This is a genomic window from Lactococcus sp. dk101 (assembly GCF_009601055.1).
Classification (GTDB): Bacteria; Bacillota; Bacilli; order Lactobacillales; family Streptococcaceae; genus Lactococcus.
Window position 1 is genome coordinate 1 of record NZ_WITI01000003.1, and the last position, 24,809, is coordinate 24,809.

19 protein-coding genes are annotated in these 24,809 nt (G+C 35.4%); 16 read left to right on the forward strand and 3 right to left on the reverse strand.

Features of this window, described 5'->3' with window-relative positions; genetic code table 11:
- Positions 1 to 329: 329 nt before the first annotated feature.
- Complete coding sequence (locus tag GHI45_RS03575) at positions 330 to 812, reverse strand: sigma-70 family RNA polymerase sigma factor (protein ID WP_147779470.1); 483 nt, start codon at positions 810 to 812, stop codon at positions 330 to 332.
- Between the two features lie 509 nt (positions 813 to 1,321).
- Between GHI45_RS03575 and dnaA the strand changes: the two genes are divergently transcribed.
- From dnaA to GHI45_RS03600, 5 genes are all read left to right on the forward strand, one after another.
- Entirely contained in the window at positions 1,322 to 2,692 is a 1,371-nt protein-coding gene (dnaA, locus tag GHI45_RS03580; protein WP_147779471.1) for a chromosomal replication initiator protein DnaA, read from the forward strand.
- A 150-nt stretch (positions 2,693 to 2,842) separates the two neighbouring features.
- A complete protein-coding gene (dnaN, locus tag GHI45_RS03585; protein ID WP_147779472.1) occupies positions 2,843 to 3,985 on the forward strand; it encodes a DNA polymerase III subunit beta in 1,143 nt (380 codons plus the stop codon).
- 112 nt (positions 3,986 to 4,097) lie between these two features.
- Positions 4,098 to 7,394, forward strand: a complete 3,297-nt coding sequence (rexB, locus tag GHI45_RS03590; RefSeq protein ID WP_147779473.1) for an ATP-dependent nuclease subunit B — start codon at positions 4,098 to 4,100, stop codon at positions 7,392 to 7,394.
- A 1-nt stretch (position 7,395) separates the two neighbouring features.
- Positions 7,396 to 11,019, forward strand: coding sequence for a helicase-exonuclease AddAB subunit AddA (gene addA, locus GHI45_RS03595; protein ID WP_147779474.1), 3,624 nt, complete (start codon positions 7,396 to 7,398; stop codon positions 11,017 to 11,019).
- 9 nt (positions 11,020 to 11,028) lie between these two features.
- Positions 11,029 to 11,232: a DUF951 domain-containing protein gene (locus tag GHI45_RS03600; protein WP_147779475.1), complete on the forward strand. Its 204-nt coding sequence runs from the start codon at positions 11,029 to 11,031 to the stop codon at positions 11,230 to 11,232.
- 27 nt (positions 11,233 to 11,259) lie between these two features.
- Here GHI45_RS03600 and GHI45_RS03605 read toward each other — a convergent pair whose 3' ends face one another.
- Positions 11,260 to 11,931 (reverse strand): helix-turn-helix domain-containing protein, encoded by a 672-nt coding sequence (locus GHI45_RS03605; RefSeq protein ID WP_187230062.1) that lies wholly within the window; start codon positions 11,929 to 11,931, stop codon positions 11,260 to 11,262.
- A 250-nt stretch (positions 11,932 to 12,181) separates the two neighbouring features.
- Between GHI45_RS03605 and ychF the strand changes: the two genes are divergently transcribed.
- From ychF to mfd, 4 genes are all read left to right on the forward strand, one after another.
- Positions 12,182 to 13,297, forward strand: coding sequence for a redox-regulated ATPase YchF (gene ychF / locus GHI45_RS03610; protein ID WP_147779477.1), 1,116 nt, complete (start codon positions 12,182 to 12,184; stop codon positions 13,295 to 13,297).
- A 45-nt stretch (positions 13,298 to 13,342) separates the two neighbouring features.
- Entirely contained in the window at positions 13,343 to 13,582 is a 240-nt protein-coding gene (locus GHI45_RS03615; RefSeq protein ID WP_147779478.1) for a hypothetical protein, read from the forward strand.
- A gap of 387 nt (positions 13,583 to 13,969) precedes the next feature.
- Positions 13,970 to 14,536: an aminoacyl-tRNA hydrolase gene (gene pth / locus GHI45_RS03620; protein ID WP_147779479.1), complete on the forward strand. Its 567-nt coding sequence runs from the start codon at positions 13,970 to 13,972 to the stop codon at positions 14,534 to 14,536.
- Positions 14,536 to 18,027, forward strand: coding sequence for a transcription-repair coupling factor (gene mfd, locus GHI45_RS03625; protein WP_147779480.1), 3,492 nt, complete (start codon positions 14,536 to 14,538; stop codon positions 18,025 to 18,027). Before pth ends, mfd begins: the two co-directional genes overlap by 1 nt.
- A gap of 87 nt (positions 18,028 to 18,114) precedes the next feature.
- Here mfd and GHI45_RS03630 read toward each other — a convergent pair whose 3' ends face one another.
- Complete coding sequence (locus GHI45_RS03630; RefSeq protein ID WP_147779481.1) at positions 18,115 to 18,951, reverse strand: WxL domain-containing protein; 837 nt, start codon at positions 18,949 to 18,951, stop codon at positions 18,115 to 18,117.
- A 257-nt stretch (positions 18,952 to 19,208) separates the two neighbouring features.
- On the opposite strand from GHI45_RS03630, the gene GHI45_RS03635 reads away from it, so the two are divergent.
- The 7 genes from GHI45_RS03635 to hpt are packed head-to-tail and all read left to right on the forward strand — an operon-like array spanning position 19,209 to position 24,668.
- Complete coding sequence (locus tag GHI45_RS03635) at positions 19,209 to 19,484, forward strand: RNA-binding S4 domain-containing protein (protein WP_147779482.1); 276 nt, start codon at positions 19,209 to 19,211, stop codon at positions 19,482 to 19,484.
- A complete protein-coding gene (locus GHI45_RS03640) occupies positions 19,474 to 19,839 on the forward strand; it encodes a septum formation initiator family protein (RefSeq protein WP_228386007.1) in 366 nt (121 codons plus the stop codon). Before GHI45_RS03635 ends, GHI45_RS03640 begins: the two co-directional genes overlap by 11 nt.
- Positions 19,839 to 20,126: an RNA-binding protein gene (locus GHI45_RS03645; protein WP_147779483.1), complete on the forward strand. Its 288-nt coding sequence runs from the start codon at positions 19,839 to 19,841 to the stop codon at positions 20,124 to 20,126. The genes GHI45_RS03640 and GHI45_RS03645 overlap by 1 nt, the downstream gene beginning before the upstream one ends.
- Positions 20,123 to 21,562: a 4-hydroxyphenylacetate 3-hydroxylase N-terminal domain-containing protein gene (locus tag GHI45_RS03650; RefSeq protein WP_147779484.1), complete on the forward strand. Its 1,440-nt coding sequence runs from the start codon at positions 20,123 to 20,125 to the stop codon at positions 21,560 to 21,562. The genes GHI45_RS03645 and GHI45_RS03650 overlap by 4 nt, the downstream gene beginning before the upstream one ends.
- A 25-nt stretch (positions 21,563 to 21,587) precedes the next feature.
- Entirely contained in the window at positions 21,588 to 22,859 is a 1,272-nt protein-coding gene (locus GHI45_RS03655; protein WP_370450743.1) for a serine hydrolase, read from the forward strand.
- A complete protein-coding gene (gene tilS / locus GHI45_RS03660) occupies positions 22,856 to 24,136 on the forward strand; it encodes a tRNA lysidine(34) synthetase TilS (protein ID WP_147779486.1) in 1,281 nt (426 codons plus the stop codon). The genes GHI45_RS03655 and tilS overlap by 4 nt, the downstream gene beginning before the upstream one ends.
- Positions 24,129 to 24,668, forward strand: a complete 540-nt coding sequence (gene hpt / locus GHI45_RS03665; RefSeq protein ID WP_147779487.1) for a hypoxanthine phosphoribosyltransferase — start codon at positions 24,129 to 24,131, stop codon at positions 24,666 to 24,668. Before tilS ends, hpt begins: the two co-directional genes overlap by 8 nt.
- Positions 24,669 to 24,809 lie beyond the last annotated feature (141 nt).

The following is a 24,809-nucleotide window of genomic DNA, read 5'->3' on the forward strand; positions in this document are numbered from 1 at the left end:
TGCCTTGTTCATTTAAACTTGGCTTTGTTTTTTGTCTCAAAATTTATTCTTTTGACAGGTTGGTTTTTTTGAAAGCTGTCCTTGCTTTACATGAGTTATTCTACTTTATTCAGTTTTCAATGGTCTAGCTGTGCTGTTCTCTAGTAACTTGCGTTCGATTGAGACAACTATTATATTCTATCAAACCTTTATCTACTTGTCAACAATTTAACACGATTTTTTTATTTTTTTTTATTATTTGTTCGTTTTTCATTTACAAAGCCTTGTAATCACTGGCTTTATAAAAAAACAAATCTTCATTTTGGAAATGTCGATTTGTTTTTCTCTTGTTATTCTTCAGCATCCGCATCATCGAATAGGATTTTTTTAATCTTTTCTTTCAAACGATGCTTTTCCATTCTTGTTAATACTTCTCCATCGAGTTGTTTTTTTAATAATCTTCTATAGTTAGGACTGAGTCTTTTTGATACTTCCAATTTTAGACTATTAAAAATCATCACATCCTCTGGAGTATTTTTATTACTATTAATGAAGCTTTCTGATTCATAGACATCAATTCCAACTTCATTTTCCCATGCTCGCTTCTGTGCCTGTGTTTTTCTAACCATGTCAATTAGCTTTTGGCGATACTTAACTTTAAAGTGAACAAAGATTTGTTCTTCGTTGCAGCCAGAATTCAAAAGTTCATTTAATGTAATCAAGCCTTTTTGAAAGTAGTCGTCAATATCCCAAGATTTTACGCGAATGCTTCTTCTCGCTTTCGAAATGATTGGCTTAATTTTTTCAAACAGCGAATTTAGATTATCGGTCAAGTTATTTCCTCTTATTTCTATTTGCATATGGATAAGCGTCATAATTGGATCTTAGTTAACAAGAAAACAGGTATTAAGGTGGCCGGTAATTTAATTTTTGCATTGATTTCCTCCTTCACTCAATTTTTATATTCATTTATATTCATTATAGTAGAAAGAGAAAATAACTTGTTTATTTTATTATATCTAAAATTTAGTTTTCCACCTAGCGAAATACGAAAAGTTTTCAACAAAAATAATCCACAAGTTAAATCATAAGTTTTAATTTATTTTTTTTATTCTATGGATTTTCAACAAAAATTGGAGTTTTCATTGCTTGTGGATAAGTCTTTCGAGTGCTGATATGACTTATTTGAGGGGTTATATATTTTTTTCTTATCCACTTTATCCACAATTTTGTAATTTTTTTTCCACTTCTGTGGAAAACTTTTTTTGATATTAAAAAGTTGTGGAAAAATATTTTTTAACATGCTATAATAAGTTATCAACAATCAATACAAAGGAGTATTATGCCTCTCCTAAAAGAAAACCACGAATTTTGGACTAGGGTTAAAGAGTTGGCACAAAAAAATATTAAGTCAGGGGCTTATGAGTATTTTATTGATCCAGCTCAACTTATGAGTATAGAAAATGATACAGCTAATATTTTAGTTGAATCTAGCTTTCACAAAGATTATTGGAGAAAACAGTCGGACCTTATTAGTACGGCTGGTTTTGAGGTCTTTGGAAAACCAATTTCTTATGCCCTTTATGCAAAAGATGAACTTTCAACGAACGAATTAAACAAGCTCTCACAAGAGCCTGAAGAAGATATTCTTCCTGCTAAAAACAATATGGCTTTGTCGCCTGTTTTAACTGGTTTAAATGGAAAATATACTTTTGAAAATTTTGTTCAAGGACCTGGTAACCGATGGACTTTGGCTGCAGCCGTTGCTGTTGCAGATAAGCCTGGGGATACCTACAATCCGCTTTTCATTTATGGCGGTGCTGGACTGGGTAAAACCCACTTGATGCACGCAATCGGAAATGAGATTTTGACCGATAATCCAAATGCAAAAGTTAAATATGTTTCCTCTGAAAACTTCGTTAACGACTATGTCAATGCCACGCGCAAAAATCAAATGGAAAATTTTGAGCATACTTATCGTAATCTTGATTTACTTCTATTGGATGATGTTCAATTTTTTAGTGATAAAGAAGGAACAAAAACGGAGTTTTTCAACACTTTCAATACCTTGTACGAAAAAGGTGCTCAGATTGTCTTGACTTCTGACCGGATTCCGCAAGAATTGAATAATCTGGAAGAACGACTGGTAAGTCGCTTCTCTTGGGGACTTACCACTGATATCACTGCGCCAGACTACGAAACACGTATGGCTATTTTGCTGATCAAATCTGAAGCGAGTAATTTAGATTTTCCAAGTGAAACATTGAGTTATATCGCTGGTCAAATTGACTCCAACGTTCGTGAGCTCGAAGGAGCATTAAACCGAGTGGAATTTGTGGCAAACGCAAATAATGTCACGCGCGTTGACATTGAAACTGCTTCTCAAGCCTTGCGTTCACTGAAAAGTCAAGCCAATCAATCTCTGTCAAATCTGACCATTAAAAAAATTCAAGATGAAGTTGCTAAATATTATCATATTTCAATTTCTGATTTGATTGGACCGAAAAGACCAAAGGAAATCGCCTTTCCTAGACAAATTGCCATGTATCTCGTTCGCGAATTGCTTGGCACAAGCTTGCCTGCGATTGGAAATGCCTTTGGTGGACGCGATCACACCACAGTCATGTATGCTTACAAGCAAATTTCAGATAAAATGAAAAATGATATCGAAGTCCAAAAAGATATTGATAGCATCAAACGTAAGTTTTTGTGATGTGGATAAATCAAAAGTTATGCCCATAATTATGCAAAAGTTATCCACAGGTTAAAAAGCTTGATATAACTGAAAATAAGTGGTTATCCACATACTCACTTGACCTACTACTATTACTAATATATTTATTATAAATAAATAAGGAGTCCCATGATTAAATTTACAATCAACAAAGCAGCATTTCAGAATGCACTTCGAATTACCAAACAAGCAATTGGTTCAAAAGTTGCTATTCCAGCCCTTACCAAATTAAAAATTGTTGTCACTACTGACGGAATTACATTAGTTGGTTCGAATGGACAAATTTCGATTGAAAATTTCATTCCTGCTGACAATAAAGATGCAAACATGGTCATTGAAGGAGAAGGTTCAATCTTGCTTGAAGCATCATTCTTCGAGAGTGTTGTTAGCCAACTTCCTGAAATTGTTTTAGAATTTACAGAACTTGAACAAAAACAAGTTGTTCTCCATTCTGGAAAATCAGAAATTACTTTGAAAGGTCTTGATGCAGAAGTTTATCCCCGCATCCAAGCTATTTCAAAAGAAACTTCACTCAAAATCAAAGTTGGGCTTTTGAAAGCTTTGTTCACTGAAACTGTATTTGCTGTCAGCAATCAAGAAAATCGTCCTATCTTTACTGGTGTTCACCTCCAAGTAATCAACGGAAACGAATTGAAAGCAGTAGCAACAGACTCACATCGAATGAGTCAACGTATCTTAACTTTAGACGAATCTAATCTGTCATTTGATGTTATTTTGCCAAGCAAATCTATCAATTCATTTAAAAATGTTTTTACAAATGATGAAGAAGAAATCGAAATTTTCATCAATAACAGCCAAATGTTGTTTAAGAATGCAACTGTCAGCTATTACAGTCGCTTGATTGAAGGAAATTATCCTGATACCAACCGTCTTATTCCTAAAGAAAGTGACTATAATTTGGATTTGGTCTTTGATGTTGCCGAACTTCGTCACTCAATGGAACGTGCACGTTTGTTGACTACTCAAACAGCCAATGGTACTGTAAAATTGACTTTCAACGGAGATTCAGTTGTAACGACTGCAAATTCTCCTGAGGTTGGTTCTGTTCACGAAGAAGTTTCAACTCTTGAACAAACTGGTTCTGAATTAGCTATCAGCTTTAATCCTGAATATTTGATTGATGCCTTGAAAGTAATCAAGTCACCAGAAGTTCGCATTCGTTTTATTTCAAACGTTCGCCCATTTACTTTGCAACCAAAAAATGATGAAGAAGGCTTTGTACAGCTGATTACACCGGTTCGTACTAACTAATAAATTTCTGACAGAACTGACAGGTGCTTTAAAATCACCTCTCAAATAAAGTCTGAGCGAAAAAGAAAGATTTTGATATAATAGACTTAACGAAAGTTGGGTCTATTTTTTTATGGAAATTTTTTATACTGAAATTACACAAGATTTGACAGCAAATTTACTTGAGATTGCACAAGAAGAAATGGCGAAAAAGCACAAAGTCTTTTATATCGTTCCTTCATCCATGTCATTTGAACAAGAAAAAGAAATTTTAGAGCGGATCAATGGAGGGGCTGATGCGGCCGTTTTTGACCTGCTTGTGACGCGTTTTAAACAGTTTCCGTACTACTTTGACAAAAATGATCAAACAAGCACACAGGTCGAACTGAGCCCTGCTGGAATGGCCATGCTTTTTAGAAAAGTCATGAAAAATTTTAGTAAAGAGGAAATTCCACTTTATTTTGGTTTGCAAAACTCTGCTAATTTTTTTGAAATGCTTGTTAGTCTAAGAAATGAATTAGAAAAAAGTAATTTGGTCATCGATGATTTGCCAGACAATGAAAAAAATCGAGAGTTGAAACTGATTTTTAATCAATTTGAGGCAGATTTGTCAGCGCATTTTGCTAATTTTTCTAGTTTTTCTGATTTTATTGAAGAAGCAAATGCTGGCAAGTTTGATGAACAACTAAAAAATGTCGTGTGTATTGTCGATGGCTATACACGTTTTTCTGCAGAAGAAGAAAAATTTATTGCTTGTTTTAGTCAAAAGGTTGACCGTTTTATCATTGGAACATTTTCTGAAAAAGTGACTAATAATCAGCGTGTAGAAGATTCTGTTTATGCAAATGCACTTCAGATGATTGATAAATTTTCACTGAAATATCAAGCAAAAGTCAAACAAATTAATGATGGAGCTGTCAATAATGTTTACAGCAAATTGACAGAGCTGATTAAGCAAGATCAAGCTTTTGTCATGACTGACCAACCGCTTGTCATTACTGACAGTGAAAAAAAGCAGTTTTCGATTTGGGAAGCTGAAAATCAAACTGCGGAAATAGAGGCTGTTGCCAAACGTATCCGTCAGAAACTTGTCGAGGGGGCAAGATTTAAGGACTTTACGATTTTAGTTGGGCATTCCAAGCAATATGAAATTCCCGTCAAGCAAATTTTTCAACTTTACGACATTCCTTATTTTTATGCTGAAGAAGAAAAAATGTCACATCATCCACTGATTGTTTTTCTCGAAAGTTTATTTGCTGTTAAGAAGAATAATTATCGAGCAACTGATGTTGTTAATTTACTGAAGTGTAAACTTTATGGCTCCGAAGCAGTCAACCTTGACGACATTGATTTCTTTGAATATTATGTTCATCAAAATAGAATTCAAGGAAAAAAAGCCTTTGCTACGCCATTTGAGCAAAATGAATATGCTCATTTTGATGATGTTGAATTATTCCGTCAGCAACTTTTTGGTAACTCCTCAGCAATTCAAAGTTTACTGTCAAGCAATCACTCCCTTTTAGGGAAAACTTGGGTTGATAAATTTCAAGAATTCTTTGAAGAGGGACAAATCATTGCCCACTTGAATGAATTGTATGAAACTGCAGAAGCTGAAAATAATCATGAAATGGCTGATAAACATGAGCAAGTTTGGAATTTATTATTGTCTATCTTGAAGGAATTCTTAGCTGTTTTTGCTGATTCAAAAATGAAAATTGGCGATTTTCTAGATATTATTTTGGCAGGTGTTCGGAATGCAAATTATCGTCAAATTCCTGCTAATGTGGATGTTGTAAACGTTAAAGATTATAGTTTAGTTGAGCCGAGAACCAATAAATATGTTTACGCTATTGGATTAAGTCAAAGCAATTTCCCAAGAACAAAGGTTAATTCTACCCTGATATCTGATGATGAGCGTGCCGAAATCAATGAAAATGCGAGTGAAGGGAAGTTTATTGAACAACTCAATGTTGTAAACTATCAAACGTCAACCTTTACCAATCTTTCATTGATGAACGCAGCAACAAAAGAGCTGATTTTGTCTGTTCCAAAAATCGTTGAAAATGCGCAAGACGATATTTCACCAGTCATTCAACTGATTTTGGAACATTCTGAACCACAAATTAGAAAAAAAATTCATTCGAGTAATGCAGATGAGACGCTGGTTCATATTGGCAATGCACGGTCCGTTATTTCATCTATCGGTAAAATTGAGCGGCAAATGAATGAAAGCCAGGAAGAAGCGAAACATTCTGCTTTCTGGTCAAGTATTTTCCGTCTGCTAACTAAAAATAATTCAGATTTCAAACAGATATTATTGAATTTAGATAAAGATATTTCTACTGTAAATTTATCAGCAGAAACTGTAAACAAGGTTTACAATGGTCATATTTATGCTTCGGTCAGTAGTTTTGAGCGTTTTTATAATTGCGAATATCAGTATTTCTTGGAAAGTACGCTCAAGCTTGAAACCTTTGAAGAAATTGACATCAATTCAAAAGTGGTAGGGAACTTTTTCCATGCGATTTTTGAGAAATTGCTCATTCAAAAAGATTTGACAAGTGAAAATTTTGATGCACATTTAGATGCTGTCATTGCTGACGTAAACAAGGAATATCGCCATTACTTTACCCAAGGACCATCTGCACAATTTACATGGGAAAATCTGGAAGAAATTGTCTATCAAACTGCGGTCATGCTCAAAAAAAATGTTGCTAATCCTCACTTAACAACAAAAATGACTGAAAGCAGTTTTGGACTTAAAAATAGCGAGCTAGGTGAATTCGTCATTGATGACGTTCATTTGCGTGGCCGAATTGACCGAATTGATGAAACGGATAATGAAAGTTTGGGTGCGATTGATTATAAGTCAAGTGCACATCGTTTTAATCTTCAATCTGCCTTTGATGGCACAAGTTTACAGTTCTTGACCTATCTGGATGTCTTGAAGCAGACCTTTGCTGACCAAAAACTTTGGGGAGCCTTGTATCTTCAATTTCAAAATAGCCCAGTTGAATTAGCAAAAATCAATCAACTGTCAGAGATTACAAAAGAATTAGAAAAAGCAATGGCTTATGAAGGCCTCCTTTTAGCTGAAAGCTCTGCTGATTTGAAAGAAATTGACGGCATTACTATCAATAAAAACAATGTGTATCAGCCAGAAGAATTTGAAAAATTATTAGAAATCAATCGCCAGCATTATCAAAGAGCTGCTCATCGATTAAAAGAAGGAAAAATTGCCATCAATCCAATCATGCAAAGAAGTGAAGGAATTGATAAATCAGGTAACGTCAGAGGCTGTAGATATTGTCCTCTGAAGTCTATCTGTCGTTTTGAGGCAAATGTCCACATGAACGATTACACGCGTGAAATTGGCCAGAAAACAGCGAAAAAGCTAAAAGAAGAACTAAGTGGAAAGGTAAAGGATTAAAATGTCCGATGTAAAATTAACTCCAGAACAAGAAGAAGCCATTTTTAGTACTGGAAAAAATATACTCGTTTCAGCCAGTGCTGGTTCAGGAAAAACATTTGTCATGGCCAATCGGATTGTCGAAAAAGTCCGTTCAGGCGTTGAAATCAATCAACTTTTCATCTCTACCTTTACAAAAAAAGCTGCAGCGGAATTAAAAATAAGATTAGAACGTGATCTGAAAAAGGCAAGGCTTGCCTCAGATGAAAATGAAGAACGCCATCGGTTTACACTTGCTTTACAAGGTTTACAGTCTGCAGATATTGGAACGATGGATAGTTTTACTCAAAAACTTGTTCGCCAATACTTTAATCGGATTAACGTTGATCCTAATTTTAGAATTTTAGCAGATAAGACTGAAAGTGATTTGATTAAACAAGATGTGTTTGATCAGCTGGTGGAAAACCATCTGTCAGAAGAACTTGTCAGTACTGATGACATTACAAAAGATGATTTTAAAAAATTAGTCAAGAATTTTTCAAAAGACCGCAATATCAATGGCTTTCAAAGCGTGGTTTACAGTGTTTACAACTTCATGTCATCAACTGAAAATCCTATGGAATGGCTTGAAAAAGACTTTTTAAAGGCCTATGATACATATCAAAAGTTTACAGATTTACCACAGAAAAATCTGGAGCTTACAGTTGAAGCAGTGAAAGATTTTGTTGAATTATTAGAAATATCACTTACAAACAAAGTCATTTCAGGAAAAATAGGAATTGCTAAGGCTAACGCCTTTCTTGATCATAAAGACGTCTTACTGTCAACACTGACAGAGAAAAATTTTAGTGCTTTTGCGGACTTATTCATCCAGCTTGACACAGTTATTGCTGTGGGAAGTTCAAAAGATGAAACGCTAGGTGCGATGAAAAAAGATTTTTCAGCACAGCGGCAAGTGTTAATCGGTAGTAAAAGTACACCGGGAATTGTTTTTGATTTTTACAACCAAGTCAAGCATGGCGCAATTATAGAAAAATATCAACCTCAAGCCTATCAAATCGTAGTGTCATTGCAAAAATTCATGCGCTCGTTTTATCAGGCCTATCTTGAACAAAAAATAAATGAAAATGCTTTTGAATATGCTGATATTTCTCATTTTGCGATTGAAATTTTAGAAGAAAATCCAGATATTCGTGAAGAATTGCAGCAACATTATGATGAAATCATGATTGATGAATATCAAGACACCAACCACACGCAAGAGCGAATGCTGGTTCTCTTATCAAACGGTCATAATTTATTCATGGTGGGCGATATCAAGCAATCTATTTATGGTTTTCGTTTGGCAGATCCAGGACTATTTCTTGAAAAATATAAGTCTTATGATCAACCAGAAAATCCAAATCAACTGATTCGCTTAAAAGAAAATTTCCGTTCGCGCGGTGAAGTTTTGAATTTCACAAATCAGGTCTTTAAGCACTTGATGGACGAAGAAATTGGCGAGATGACCTATGGTCAAGAAGAAAAATTGGTTCAAGGGAACCTGACAGACTATCCGTCAGAGCTGACAGAAGAATTTTACCCAGAACTATTGCTTTACAGCGTAGATACAGAAAAAGATTCTGACAAAAAAGGACAACCAGATACATCAGAAAATGTGGAAGTCATTTCAGATGGTGAAATCAGAATTGCTGCTCAAAGAATTGTGAGTTTGCTGAACTCAGGTGTAAACCCAAAAGATATTGCTTTACTTGTTCGTTCAAAATCAAACAATAATAAAATCGAAGAAATATTGACTTCGTATGATATTCCAGTTGTTTTGGATGAAGGCCGTGTAGATTTTTTGAAGTCTATTGAAGTGCTTGTTATGTTAGATGTGCTTCGGGCGATTGATAATCCTCTTTATGACATTTCATTGGTCGCAATGCTTCGTTCACCACTTTTCGAATTTAACGAAGATGAGCTGACAAGGATTAGTTTACAAGGTGGAAAGGACACACGTTTTTGGGAGAAAGTTCTGTCATCACTGACAGAAGAAGCAATTAACAAAGAACTGATTACAGTACCTCTTAAGGCTAAAATACAGGACTTTGTCAACAAGTTTACAGAATGGCGTAAACTTGTAAACCAAATTTCAATTCATGAATTACTCTGGAAAATATATATTGATACTTACTATTATGATTATGTAGGGGCTTTGTCAAATGGTGATTTACGTCAGGCAAATTTACAAGCGTTGTCAGTTCGGGCAGAATCTTATGAGAGTTCTGGTTACAAAGGATTGTTCAAATTTATTAGATTGATTGATCGATTTATGGAACAAAACAATGATTTGGCAGCTGTAAATATTAAGCTTCCAGAAAATGCTGTGCGTGTTATGACATTCCATAAATCAAAAGGATTAGAATTTGATCATGTATTTCTTATGAATTTACAATCTTCATTTAATCAATCTGATTTATCAGAAAAAGTTATCATTACACGTAAGAATGGATTAGGGATCAAATATGTTGCAGATTTGAAAAATGAGCCAGATGTTCAGACGGAATTTCCTTATGCCTTAGCAAAAATGGATACATTGCCTTATATCGTAAATAAAGAGACCAAAAAAAGAGCAGGTTTGTCAGAAGAAATGCGTGTATTGTATGTCGCATTGACACGGGCAAAGCAAAAACTTTATTTGGTTGGAGCAACCACTAAAAAAGGCATAGATAGTTATGCGGACGCTGTACTAGAACAGACGACGCTGATTAATAAATATAGAGATTCAGCGAATGGTTTCCAGCACTGGATACTTGCTTTACAGGCTGCTACAAAGCTTTCTGTAAAAATGAATATTTATACAAAAGATGATTTGGTAGAACATCAGACCAAATATGTCCAACCTATTTTCTTTGAAAATTTACTTGAACAGTCAACGCAGCTTGATGGCATTATGCAACAGTCGGATGATATAAAACGTGCCAATGAAATTATGACCTTTCAGTATCCTGAGCAAGCTGCGACACAATTAGCAAGTATTCAAACGCCAAGTCAAGTTAAAAAGCGAAGTTATGAGAAGCAACTAGAGCTTGGCGAAGTTCAACCTGTTACAGAGTTTGTCAGAGCGAAAACATTTGGCTTTACATCGCTTCAGAAATCAAAAGTTTCTGCGACTGAAGTTGGATCTGCAACGCACAGTTTCATGCAAGAAGCTGATTTTTCAAATCCAACTTTGGAAAATTTTCAAAAGACATTAAATCAACTTTCTGTTTCTGACGAACTAAAGAAAAAAATTAACCTTTCAAAATTATTGACTTTATTTGATACGGATTTAGGGAAAATTTTGATTGACAATGTTGACAATACTGTAAAAGAAGCTCCATTTTCAATGCTTAAGACAGATCAGTTTGCAAAGGATCAGTACATTGTGCGTGGGATTTGCGATGGTTATATCCGACTAGATGATAGAATTATCCTTTTTGATTATAAGACGGATTATTTCAATAAAATCAGTGCCATTGCTGAAATAAAGGCACGATATCAAGTTCAGATGGATTTATATGCTGAAGCTCTACAGAATGCCAACCCTACTGTAAACCAAGTTGACAAGTATTTGATTTTATTGGGTGGGCCAGATAAAGTTTTAATTGAAAAACTGGATTGAAGGAGAAAAATGAACACATACGAATTAGGCTCATTTGTTGAGATGAAAAAACCACATGCTTGTACAATCAAATCAACAGGTAAGAAAGCGAATCATTGGGAGATTACACGCCTCGGTGCAGATATCAAAATTCGTTGTAGCAACTGTGGCCATGAAGTGATGATGAGTCGTTTTGACTTTAATAAAAAGCTGCAAAAAGTTTTAGAAAAATAGAAAAATCTGGTGTAAACCAGATTTTTTTTAATGATAGATTGACTTGATATTATATTTATAATAATTGAGAAGCCAATGCAAGATAACTTTACTAATTCTTATGAGAAAAGGAACGAGTAAAAGGCCCACAATCAGCATGATTATTATAAAAAGTATTTGCCACCAATCTAAACCAGCACTGGCAGGACGGCCCAAAAGTGAGACCTGACTTGAATGAGATAAGACCCCCAAAATACTGATAAAAGGAGCAAGGAGCAGGCTCAACTCAAGGGCGTAAACTGTAAAAAGAAAGGCAACAACCAGAGTTAGCAAGGCCAAACCAAAGATACTATTGAAAGCTAAGACACCAAATAAGGCAAAAAGATAGAATATTTTTCTCTTTTCAGGTAGCTTAATTCCAGTAACAATGGTGTTTAAATCAACCTTGTAGAGCTTTGCCAGACGAATAAGAACATAAATATTGGGACTTGTTTTTTCTAGCTCCCATCGGGAAATTGCTTGCCTCGTGTAGTATAATTTTTCTGCAACATCTTCTTGAGAAAGACCAGCATTTTGGCGTGCTTTTTTCAGATTATTACCTAAAGATTGCGTTATATCAATAGTTTCAGGAGGAACTTTTTTAGTATTTTTAAGAAAATCTCCCCTGAGATACGCTAAAATATGAGCGATAGTTTTTGAAAATACGACATTTAGTTTCATGAGATGAACTCCTTGCTTTGAGATATTTTCATTATGGAACATTTGATTTTTAAAGTAAAGCAATAAAGGAGAAACGAGATGTTGCTAGAGCTATTTAGAAATTAAAAGCAAGATTGGAGGTTTACACTGGTGTAAACGTTTGATGGCCTTTTAAATCAACCAACAAACCTGTTACAGCGAAGGTTTTTTTGTCTTTTTATGTGATTTAAGGTATAATAAAATAAGATAACGAACAAAGGAATATAAAATAATGTCATTAACAGCAGGTATCGTCGGACTTCCAAATGTCGGCAAATCAACTTTATTTAATGCAATCACACGTGCAGGTGCAGAAGCAGCCAATTATCCATTTGCAACGATTGATCCAAACGTTGGAATGGTAGAAGTTCCAGATAGTCGTTTGGACGCGATTGCAAAGATTTACAATCCAAAGAAAATTATCCCTACTACATTTGAGTTTACAGATATTGCTGGGATTGTAAAAGGGGCTTCTCGTGGCGAAGGTCTGGGAAATAAGTTCCTTGCCAATATCCGTGAAGTAGATGCGATTATCCATGTGGTTCGTGCATTTGACGATGAAAATGTTATGCGTGAAGCTGGTCGTGAGAGTGATTTTGTCGATCCAATGGATGACATTGAAACCATCAATCTTGAACTTATTTTGGCAGACTTAGAGTCCGTAAATAAACGCTATTCTCGTGTAGAAAAAGTAGCACGTACAACGAAAGATAAAGACGCTGTTGCCGAATTTAATGTCCTACAAAAAATTAAACCTGTTTTGGAAGATGGAAAATCTGCTCGTACCGTTGAATTTGATGCGGAAGAACAAAAAGTTGTAAAAGGACTCTTCCTTTTGACAACAAAACCTGTTTTATACGTCGCAAATGTATCAGAAGATGAAGTTGGCGATGCTGACAATATCGAATACGTTAAACAAATTCGTGATTTTGCAGCTACAGAAAATGCTGAAGTAGCTGTTATTTCTGCTCGCATTGAAGAAGAAATTGCTGAACTTGATGACGATGAAAAATCAGAATTCTTGGAATCTCTTGGACTTGAAGAATCTGGTGTGGATCTTTTGACTCGAGCAGCTTATGATTTGCTTGGCTTAGCAACATTCTTTACAGCAGGTGAAAAAGAAGTTCGCGCCTGGACATTCAAAAAAGGCATGAAAGCTCCACAACTTGCAGGTGTGATTCATTCAGACTTTGAGCGTGGCTTTATCCGTGCAGTGACGATGTCCTTTGATGACCTGATGAAGTATGGTTCAGAAAAAGCTGTTCGTGAAGCAGGACGACTTCGTGAAGAAGGAAAAGATTATGTTGGTCAAGATGGAGACATGATGGAATTCCGCTTCAACGTGTAATCCTACTGTCAACTTAGTTTACAAGATAAAAAATAAAGTGTCATTTTGGCACTTTTTGTTTCACGTGAAATCAAAAAAATGAAAATTTATATAGTTGGTACAGTTGCCAGTGGAAAAAGTACACTCGCTAAAGGCTTATCAAAACAGCTTCAATGTCCTTATTTTTCCTTAGATGATATCGTTCATAAAAGTAAAAAAGATAGCTACGGAAATGAAAAACGTTCTGTTGCTGAGCGTGATGAGATTTTCCAGGAAATATTGAAGCGGGAAAATTATATTATTTAAGATGTTGGGCGTGATTGTTTTTCAAACGCCTATGAACAAGTGGATTTGATAATTTGCTTAGATTTTCCACTTTATATTTTGAGAACAAGAATTATTTTTCGATTTCTTAAACAAAAATTAGGAATTGAAAAAGCAAGTTATCATGTTGATTTTCGTATGCTGAGAATGATGTTTAAGTGGGTGAAAGTATCACCTTTGGATAAATTAAAGGGTAATAGCAAGTTAATCGTTTTAAAAAATAAAGCTCAAGTGAAGGCATATTTAAAGTAATTTTCATAAATTTATTAAAATACTTTGTTCTTCAAATTTGGTATAATAAAGAAAAAACAAGCTGATTTATAAAAAATCGGCCTTTTGATGTTTTGTTTTGATAGAAAAGGGAAAAAAATGACTAAAATGATAGTTGGTTTGGGAAATCCAGGCGATAAATATGATCAAACCAAGCATAACATGGGATTTATGGCGCTTGAATTGCTTGCCAAAGAATATGCTACAGAGTTCAAGATGGAAAAAACCTTTATTGCTGAAGTCGCTCAAACTTTTGTTAATGGAGAAAAGCTGTTTCTTGTGAAACCTCAAACCTTTATGAATGAGTCAGGACGTGCTGTTAAACCGTTGTTGACCTATTTTAATATTGATCCAGAAGATTTAACGGTCATCTTTGATGATATGGACTCTCCAGTTGGGCGCGTGAGATTGCGTCAAAAAGGTTCTTCTGGTGGACACAACGGTATTAAGTCAATCTTGACTCATGTGGGAACGGAACATTTCAATCATGTTAAGATTGGGATTGGCCGTCCTAAAAATGGAATGAAAGTTGTCAATCATGTTTTGACAAAATTTGACAATGAAGATGCTCAAGCTGCACAAGAGGGAATTTCCAAAGCTGTTGATGCGGTTAAGTTTTATGTTGAAAATAATGATTTTACGAAAGCAATGAATAAGTACAACTGATGAATATTATTGAATTTTTTGATGGAAATCGAGATATCCAAAATTGGCAACGGAGCTTTTCAAAACGCGAACGCCATTTGCTGACAGGTCTTACAGGGACTGCAAAAGCACTTGTTATGGCTAACGCCTATGAAAATAATCCGGATAAATACGTCATCATCACTGACAGCCAATTTCATGCCAATGAACTTTACGATGAGCTTTCCTCGTTGATTGACGAAAATGACGTGTATCAATTTTTTAGCGATGATAATGTCTATGCCGAATTTGCATTGGCGTCAAAAGACCGGATTGCTTATCGATTAGAAGCCCTAAATTTCCTGTTGGACAATCAGAAAACAGGTTTTTTGGTCGTTCCATTTATGGCCTTGCGGAGTCAACTTCCAAGCCCAGATAATTATTCAGAGAACTATTTATTATTGACTTCTGGTGACGAATACGACTTGTCAGAGCTGACAGTTTTGTTGACTGGAGCAGGTTACGAAAAAACACAACGTGTTATGACTCCTGGTGAATTTTCACAAAGAGGAGATATTTTTGATGTTTACCCACTAGATGCAGAAAATCCAATTCGAGTGGAATTTTTTGGTGATGAGGTTGACGCAATACGTTCATTTGATGTGGAAAGTCAACGGTCACTAGAGAGTCTTGAAAGGCTTGAAATATACCCTGCAAGCGATATGATATTAACTGACAACGAGTTTACACGAGGTGTAAAACAGTTGTCAGCTCTGACAGAAAATCTTGATGATAACAAAACAAAATCATATTTCGAAGAGCTTATTTCGGCAAGTCAGAATCATTATTTTCACAAAGATTTAAGAAAATTTGCAGAGTATTTTTATGAAAAATCAAGCTCATTATTAGATTATTTACCAAAAGGAACTCAAGTTTTTATTGATGATTTTCAGAGAATAAATGAAATGAACAATAAAATTGAGATGGAATTAGCTGATTTTATCCTGTCAGAAAAATCGATGAATCGTGCGCTTGACAATCAAAAATATTTGTTAGACACGATTGCTAAGGTTAGAAATTACAAGCCTGTTAGTTTTTTCTCCAACTTCCAAAAAGGACTTGGAAATATTAAATTTGATGGTTTACACAACTTTAATCAGCATTCTATGCAACAATTCTTTGGTCAAATGGAGCTGTTTTACACAGAAGTTGACCGTTATGTAAAGCAGCAATTTACAGTTGTCTTAGCTGTTCCTAATGAAAAATTACAACAAAGTTTACTTGAACTTGACTTGGAGATAGCCCGTACAAGTGCTGATGATATTCAAGTTGGAAAAATCAATCTTGTCAACCTTGCCTTGTCAAATGGTTTTAATTTTATAGACGAGAAACTGGTTGTCATTACTGACAGTGAGATTTTTGGAAAAGTTCGGAAGAAAAAAGCACGTCGTCTCAATATCACAAATGCTGAACGGCTGAAAGATTACAATGAGCTTGAAGTTGGGGATTATGTTGTTCATAAAAATCACGGGATTGGTAAATATCTAGGCATTCAGACGATTGAAATTGACGGCATGCATCGTGATTATCTGACCATTCAATATCAAAATAATGATACGATTTCTATTCCAGTTGATCACTTGGATATGCTCAGCAAATATACGGCTGGTGAAGGAAAAGCACCTAAAGTCAATAAATTAAATGACGGTCGTTGGCGCAGAACCATGACTTCTGTCAGCAAACAAGTTGAAGATATTTCTGAGGATTTGATTAAATTATATGCAAAACGACAATCTCAAAAAGGCTATGCTTTTGCACCTGATGATGTCAGTCAAGAAGAATTTGACAATGGATTTGCATATCCCGAAACACCTGATCAGTTACGTTCAATCAATGAAATCAAGCATGATATGGAATTGTCACGCCCGATGGACAGATTACTTGTTGGTGATGTTGGATTTGGTAAAACTGAAGTCGCAATGCGCGCAGCTTTTAAAGCAATCAATGACGGAAAACAAGTGGCGGTTCTTGTACCAACAACAGTTCTTGCGGAGCAGCATTATAAATCAATGACCGAAAGGTTTGTAAACTTTGGTGTAAACGTCGCCGTATTAAGTCGTTTTCAAACGAAAGTACAACAAGAAGAAATAATCTCAAAACTGAGAAAAGGTCAAATTGATTTGATTATTGGAACCCATCGACTTTTATCAAAAGATATTGAATTCTTTGATTTGGGATTGATGATTATTGATGAGGAACAGCGTTTTGGTGTCAAACACAAAGAACGTCTAAAAGCGTTAAAATCACAAGTCGATGTCTTGACCTTAACAGCAACGCCTATTCCGCGTACTCTACATATGTCCATGCTTGGGATTCGTGATTTATCAGTCATTGAAACGCCACCTACTAACCGCTATCCAGTACAGACATATGTTATGGAAAGCAATTATGGTGTTGTCAGAGATGCTGTTTTACGGGAAATATCTCGTGGTGGACAGGTTTACTACGTTTACAATCGAGTTGACAGTATTGAACAAAAGGTTTCACAGCTTGAAGAACTCATTCCAGAAGCTCGGATTGGCTTTATTCATGGTCAGATGGGCGAAGTCCAACTTGAAAATACCTTGCTCGATTTTATCGCAGGTGATTATGATATTTTGGTGGCCACAACCATTATCGAGACGGGGGTTGATATTCCAAATGCCAACACTTTGTTCATCGAAAATGCTGATATTATGGGACTTTCACAACTTTATCAACTTCGTGGACGCGTGGGCCGAACCAATCGGGTTGCGTATGCTTATTTCATGTATCGACCTGAAAAAATCCTTTCAGAAGTCTCTGAAAAGAGACTGGATGCCATAAAAGGCTTTACTGAGTTAGGTTCCGGGTTCAAAATTGCCATGCGTGATTTGTCTATTCGTGGAGCAGGAAATTTGCTTGGTGCAGAACAATCAGGCTTTATTGATAGCATTGGGTTTGATTTGTACTCGCAACTTCTTGAAGAAGCTGTTCAAAAACGTTTGGGACACACGAAGACCAGACGCAAGTCAAACTCAGAAATTGCTCTGGGGCTTGACGCCTTTATTCCTGGCTACTTTATTTCTGATGAACGACAAAAGATTGAAATATATAAGCGAATTCGTCAAATTGACAGTCGGCAGACTTACGAAGAGTTACAAGATGAAATCGTCGATCGTTTTGGTGAATATCCAGATGAAGTCGCCTATTTACTCGAAATCGGACTTCTGAAAAACTTCGCAGACAATGCTATGGTTGAAAAAATTGATAAAACTAAATTTGAAGTCATCATTGCTCTTGAAAAATCTGCAAATACGATGTACGATCCTCAACAATTCTTTGAGGCTTTAGCTCAAACGACTTTGCCAGCTACATTAGGTGAGGCGTTTGGCAGAATGACTTTCAAATTTAAGATTGAAAATCGTTCATCAGTTGTTTTGTTAAGCGAAATTATGAATTTTGTTGAAGCACTCTCAAAATTACGAGACAAAAATGAAATACATCAAAAATAAAAAACTGTCAGAGCTGACAGTACAGAAAAAAACCAAAGTACAAGACTTTAGATAGTTTTGAGCTTTGGTTTTTTCTGTTTTATTTACTCAAGGGGCAGTTGTTAAATCCCAAGTTATCGTTCCAGTATATGTATCAGCCAGTGGCACTCCCGAAGGAATCCATAAGGTAAGATTAGCAAAAGGAATTTGTGATGTTCCAGTTGCGTTTAACTCTGGAGCTGGTTGAGGAGTTGAGCCTGATGAGGCAACTTCGAGTGCTGGATTTAAAGACTCGGGAACATTGCCGATCCAAAGTGGATAATTGATTGTGTATTGTGCTTTTATATAAGTTGGTAATTTATCAAGGGCATCATTTACAATACTTCCAGTGGGGTTTACCCCGATAGTGGCGCCATATAAAATGTAACCTTTTGACGAAATTAAATTTGATGGGTAGGCATACAATGACCATCCAGTATCAGTACCACGAGAATCAGTTATCTGTACACCAGCATATTTAAGTGTCGGACTAAAAAGGGAACCAGCCGGTGCAAAATTAGAATTAGAAATCGTTCCAGAAGGGAGATTGGCTGTGATTTCGTCAGATTTTGAATATTGAGTACCAATGGAAGCAGGAACCCAAACATCATCACTCACATTATTGTGTATTGTAGTGCCGTATGGTAAATCACCAGCTTGATGAGTTTCTATTTGTGTACTTTGAAAATTCCAAGTTGTTGCACCGTCAATGGTCAAAAAACCTGATGCTAGAGTTACCGAGTCAGGTACGGTTTGCGTCACATTTGTTGTATTTCCTGTCGAACTTGGAGATGTTGCTGCAAACGAAACGATTGGCGTACTTAATGTGAAAAGTACGAGAGATGCAAAAGAGGTTGAAAATAAATGCAAAATAATTAAGAAAACATTACTTTTTATCTTATTCATTTATTTTTACTCCTTTCTTGATTGGGTGTATTTTATAGACTTCTTAATTCAATTATATAATATTTTTTTTTTTTTCAGTAGACGACATCAAAATAACCTAAAAAATTTTTTTAGATTTAAAAATTAAATAATTGTAATATTTTATTTTTATCTATCTTCCGGAGTGATTTGTCAGAGCTGACAGTTTTTTTTGTCAGAATGAGTAAAACAAGCGCTGTCTGTTTTTCAAAAAAAAATAAATATGTTATAATCGACACATGAGATTAGATAAGTTTTTAAAAGTGTCACGTTTGATTAAACGTCGCACAGTTGCTAAAGAAGTTGCAGACAAAGGACGCGTTAAAATTAATGGAAAATTGGCTAAATCTTCTAGTGATGTTAAATTCAATGATATTCTAGAAATTCGCTTTGGAAATAAAATTGTTGAAGCCAAAGTTTTAGAAACAAAAGAGTTTACACGTAAAGAAGACGCAGAAAAAATGTATGAGTTAATTTCTGAAAAACGCATCAAAGAGGAAGAAAATGATGGATAAACAAGTCATTCATCTGAATAACGACTATACAAAACAAAAGAACAGTGAGAATAAAACGTCCATGCCTCCAAGGAGAAGACATTTAGGACTTATTTTGATTGTTGCGATGGTTCTTTTTAGCTTGGTGAGCTTGAGTTTGGTTCATGCCTATCAAGGCTTTCAAAAACAATTGAAGTTGCAGCAAGTTGTCCTCCAAACGAACACTGAACTTGTAAATGATAACAAAATAAAAAGCGAAGAAATCAAAAAATTAAAAGACAGTGATTTCCTTGCAAAATATGCTCGAACACAAGGTTATTCGGAAACAAATGAAAAAGTTTTTGAAATTCCAGGCATGCAGAATAGTAATAACTAATGATTGGTCAAATTTCAAATATCACAAAATTCGGATTGTTTGTTCGTTTTGATACATCAGAACGAGGCAAACAAAAAGGCCTTTTACGGTGGTCAGCAGTACCCAAAAATTTACCTAAGTTCCAAGTCGGAGATTTTATTGGCATCGAAATTTTAAAAGAACACGATGACGATAAAATTGATTTGAGCTACCTTGATAAAGATTTCAAAAAAACATTCGGCACCTTTATACATGAAACAGGTGAGCGAATGGAAATAATTCATAAAATGAATGAGGAATTAAAATGAGTACAAAAGATGGAAAATTGAATGATGGACGCACTGTTTTTTACGGTGGAAAAAAAGTTGAAGATTTATCGCAAGAACCTGTTTTTGCTAAAACTTTGAAAGTTGTTCAACGCTATTATGAACTTCAAGAAGAAGACCCTGAAACTTATGTTTACGAAGAAAATGGTGAAAAACGTTCCATTTTGTTTATGCCAACGATGACAGTTGAAGATTTGGCACACAAACGTAAAATTTACGAACAAATTGCAAGAGAATCTTATGGTTTTCTTGGACGCACTCCTGATTTTATTGATACAGGGGTTGCCATTTTAGACTTTTATGCAGATATTCTTGGTAAAGACGATCGGACAGATTATGCCAAAAATGCGCGTGATTGGGCAAATCGAGTAAAAACGCAAGATTTATTTATTTCACATGCCATTCAAAATCCACAAGTTGACCGTCAAAAAGGTCTTGCACAACTTTTATCAGAGGGACAAGAATTTGCGGCCGTTTGGGTTAAAGAAGAACGTGAAGATGGAGTCATTGTACGTGGTGCCAAGCAAGTTAACACACTTGCACCATTGGCTGATGAATTACTGATTTTTAATTTGCCAGGCTTGTCTCCAGAAGATGAAAAATTTGCACTTGCGTTCTCATTGCCACTCGCAACTGAAGGTGTCAAGATGGTCTGCCGTAAACCAACCATGAAAAACGATTTTTCATTAAAGGATTATCCATTATCAGGTAACTTTGATGAAATGGATGCTTTTATCATTTTGGATGATGTTTTTGTTCCAAATGAAAACTTGTTCGTTTGTGGTTCAGTAGATAAATCCAATGCTTTCTTCCCAGGTTCAGGATTTTTTGTACATACAGCACATCAGGACGAGGTCAGAGGATATGTAAAACTTGAATTTGTAACGTCACTTGCTATACGTTTGGCTGAAAAACTTGGATTGACAGGATTTTTACGTGTTCAAGAAATGCTTGGTAGTTTGACTGTAAACCTAGAGATGATAAAATCAAGTATCATTGCCAGTGAAGTCACAGCGCACATGGAAAATGGTGTTTTAACACCAAATATGCAAGTTTTACTTGCTGTTCGTGCAAGCTTGACCAATTATTACGATGAGGCAATTCGTGTGATTGCTGAGTTTTCAAGCGGATCAGTAGTCGGAGTTCCAGATTTCCGTGAATTTGAAAACAGTGAGATTTCCGAAATTTTGAAAGCAAGCATGACAAGTCCATTGATTGATGCTGAAGATAGAGCGCTATTGCTTAATCTTGCTTGGGATGTGACGGGCGAATCATTTGGACAAAGACAAAGAACGTATGAGTTTCTCCATGGAGGAAACCCTATGTGGATTAAAAATATGCACTGGTTAAGCGAAGACTTAAGTCAAGGTAATCAGATGTTGGACAAGGTTTTAAATAATGCAAAAGCTGAGCAATAAAGTGAATATCGGAGTGGGCTTGGCGATGATCTTAATGATCATCCCAAGCTTTTTTACATTGTGGTATCAAGATAGTAGTAAAGAAAATCAAAATCAAACAAAGAATGAAACGGTTGTAAAGGCTGCAGATATAAAAGTTGATTATTGGGAAACAATTCCAAGAAGAGCTATATCAGTTGAGCAAATGAACAAATATGCTGATGTTTCACTAACAAAGAAGCTCGGAGTAGTTGCAGCGAAAACTCGACTTAGTATTGTTGGATTAAAGGATAATTCATTCAAACTTAGTGATGGCACCTATGTTTCGGCAAAAAAAGCACAAGTTTCGTCTGACATTGTCCAAAAAACGGAAGATAAATCAGTTGAAATCTATACCAAGAGTACGACGCCAGTTTATTATAATCCTTATACAAGTTACAATACAGAAAGCTTTACTTCAGTAGCAGCTTCTGAATTATTTACAAGCATACAGGTTGCTCAAACACTTTGGGGAACTTACTATGAAGTTAGTTTGCCAAATGGGCAAAAAGGCTGGATCAGTCAAGCAAATGTATCAGAAACAAATCCGAAAATGCAGCAAGTTCAAACCTTGCTCAATCAAAAATACAACGACTCTAAATATTCAATTTATGTCAAACAAATTGACACTAAGTTTACAGCAGGTGTAAACCAAAATGAAAAAATGTATTCTGCTAGTTTAGCTAAAATTCCAATTTTATACTGGACTCAAAAGCAAATAAATAGTGGATATGCGAGCCTTTCGGATGGCTTACGATATGATTCAAAAATCAATAGTTTTTATGGAAGCTACCAACCTCAAGGAACTGGAAATTTACCAAAAACTGCTGATGATAAAGTTTATAGTTTACAAGATGTTATCAATCGGACAGTAAAATTATCTGATAATGTTGGAAGCAATCTTTTGGCTTATTATGAAACCAATCAATTTAGCCAGGCATATCAAAATGCGATTAGCAAACTTGCAGGAGAGGCATGGAATCCTAAAACCAGAGAAGCGTCTGCGCAAATGGTCGGAAATGTCCTCGAGGGCTTATATGAAGAAGGCGGAGCCTCTTTTGATGCACTCTTTAATACTGCTTTTGATAATGTAAAAATAAAAGCAGGCGTTCCTTCAACAGTGTCGGTAGCTCACAAAATTGGAAGTGCTGGATCAGAAAATCACGATGCTGCAGTTGTTTTTGCATCGACACCATACATATTAGTCATTGAAACAACAGGTGGCTCAGACCAACAAATTCAACAAATTTCTCAAGACATTTATGAGGTATTGAAATGACGCATTCAAGCTCAAAATTGAAATTTTTAAAGACAGTAAAAGAAAGACATTATTTTGACCAGCATCAGAAAGTTCTGGTGGCTCTTTCTGGTGGCATTGATTCAATGACCTTGTTTAATTGGCTTTACGAGTTTCAAGAAACTTTAGCGATTGAATTAGGCATTGTCCATATCAATCACGGTTTACGTGAAGCGTCTGAAAATGAAGAAAAGCAAATTAGAAAACTGGGAAATGATTTAGCTGTTCCAGTTTATGTGGCACGGTTTACAGGTGAGTTTACAGAGCAAAATGCGAGAGATTTCCGCTATCGTTTTTTTCAGGAAACCATGGAAAAGAATGCATATACAGCACTTGTCACAGCACACCACAAAGGAGATCTTGTTGAAACGGTTTTGATGCGTCAAATTACAGGAAGACCTTTGCGAAGTTTACAGGGAATAAAAGAGTGTCAACCTTTTGCATCGGGCGAGCTTATAAGGCCTTTGCTTGACTTTTCAAAAACAGATTTTGATGCCCCAGTTTTTTACGAAGATCAGACAAATTTTGGTTTGGATTATTTTCGAAATCGAGTAAGAAATCAGCTCATTCCGGAAATGACAGAAGAAAATCCACGCTTTTCTGAAGCTATTGCTGACTTATCTAGTGAAATTAAAAAGGCGATGACTGTCATTACTGACAACATTCAATCACTCGGTGTCATTGGTGACACCGTTGATTTGACTCTTTTTTTGAAACAGTCGCCAAGTTTACAGCATTTTATTTTACAAGAGTATTTGACAAAGTTTTCAGATATTCAAATGTCTAAAGCCCAATTTGCCGACTTATTGTTGATTTTGAACCGGCATCAGCAATACCGCTCAGAATTAAATAAAGATTATATTTTCGTAAAAAATCATGAAAATTTTTACATTGAAAAAAAGCCAAAGTCATTAGACGACGATTGGTCAAATTATCTGGAAATTTTATCAGAAAATCCCCATGATTCTTCGTATTTTCAGATTGATTTACCACAAAATGGCAAAATCGAAATCCGTCGCAGACGACCACACGATGTCATTTTAATCAATGGAAATCATAAGAGTTTGAGAAAATATTTCATTGAAAAACACGTTTCCTTAGAAAAAAGACAAAATTTTCTTATTTTGGTTGAAAATAATGTCTATGGAATCGCTAATTTAGTGTGTTCTGATTTGAGTAAAGCGCTCAAAAATGATAAAATGAGAAGAACATTATGGGTCAAGCCCATCCTAAGAGAGGAAAAAGTAGAAAATGCTTGAAAAAGATATTGAAAAGGTACTTGTTTCAGAAGAAGAAATTCGTGTTCGTTCAACTGAGCTTGGAGCAGTACTTACTGAAGAATATAAAGATAAAAATCCGTTGGTTCTTGGGATTTTACGTGGTTCAGTCCCTTTTATGGCTGAGCTTATTAAACACATGGATTGCCATTTAGAGATGGATTTCATGACTGTTTCAAGTTATCATGGTGGTACTAAATCCTCTGGTGAAGTGAAATTGATTATGGACGTTGACACAGCTGTTCGTGACCGTGACATCCTCATTGTTGAAGATATTATTGATACAGGTAGAACTTTGAAATACCTTAAGGAACTTCTTGAACACCGTGGTGCGCGCGTTAAAATCGTCACTCTCTTGGACAAACCTTCTGGACGTTTGATTGACATTGAACCTGAATGGACAGGATTTACTATTCCAAACGAATTCGTTATCGGATTTGGATTAGACTATGAAAATAATTATCGTAATCTTCCTTATGTCGGTGTCCTTAAAGAAGAAATTTACACCAAATAATTTCTGTCAGCTCTGACAAAAATGGGAATGCTTACATCCAAAAATCAGACTAAAGTATGAAAAGCAGTTTGACCAATACTTACTAATAGAAATTAAAAAAAAAATATGTTATAACTATTACAAAATAGTACTGAATTTTTT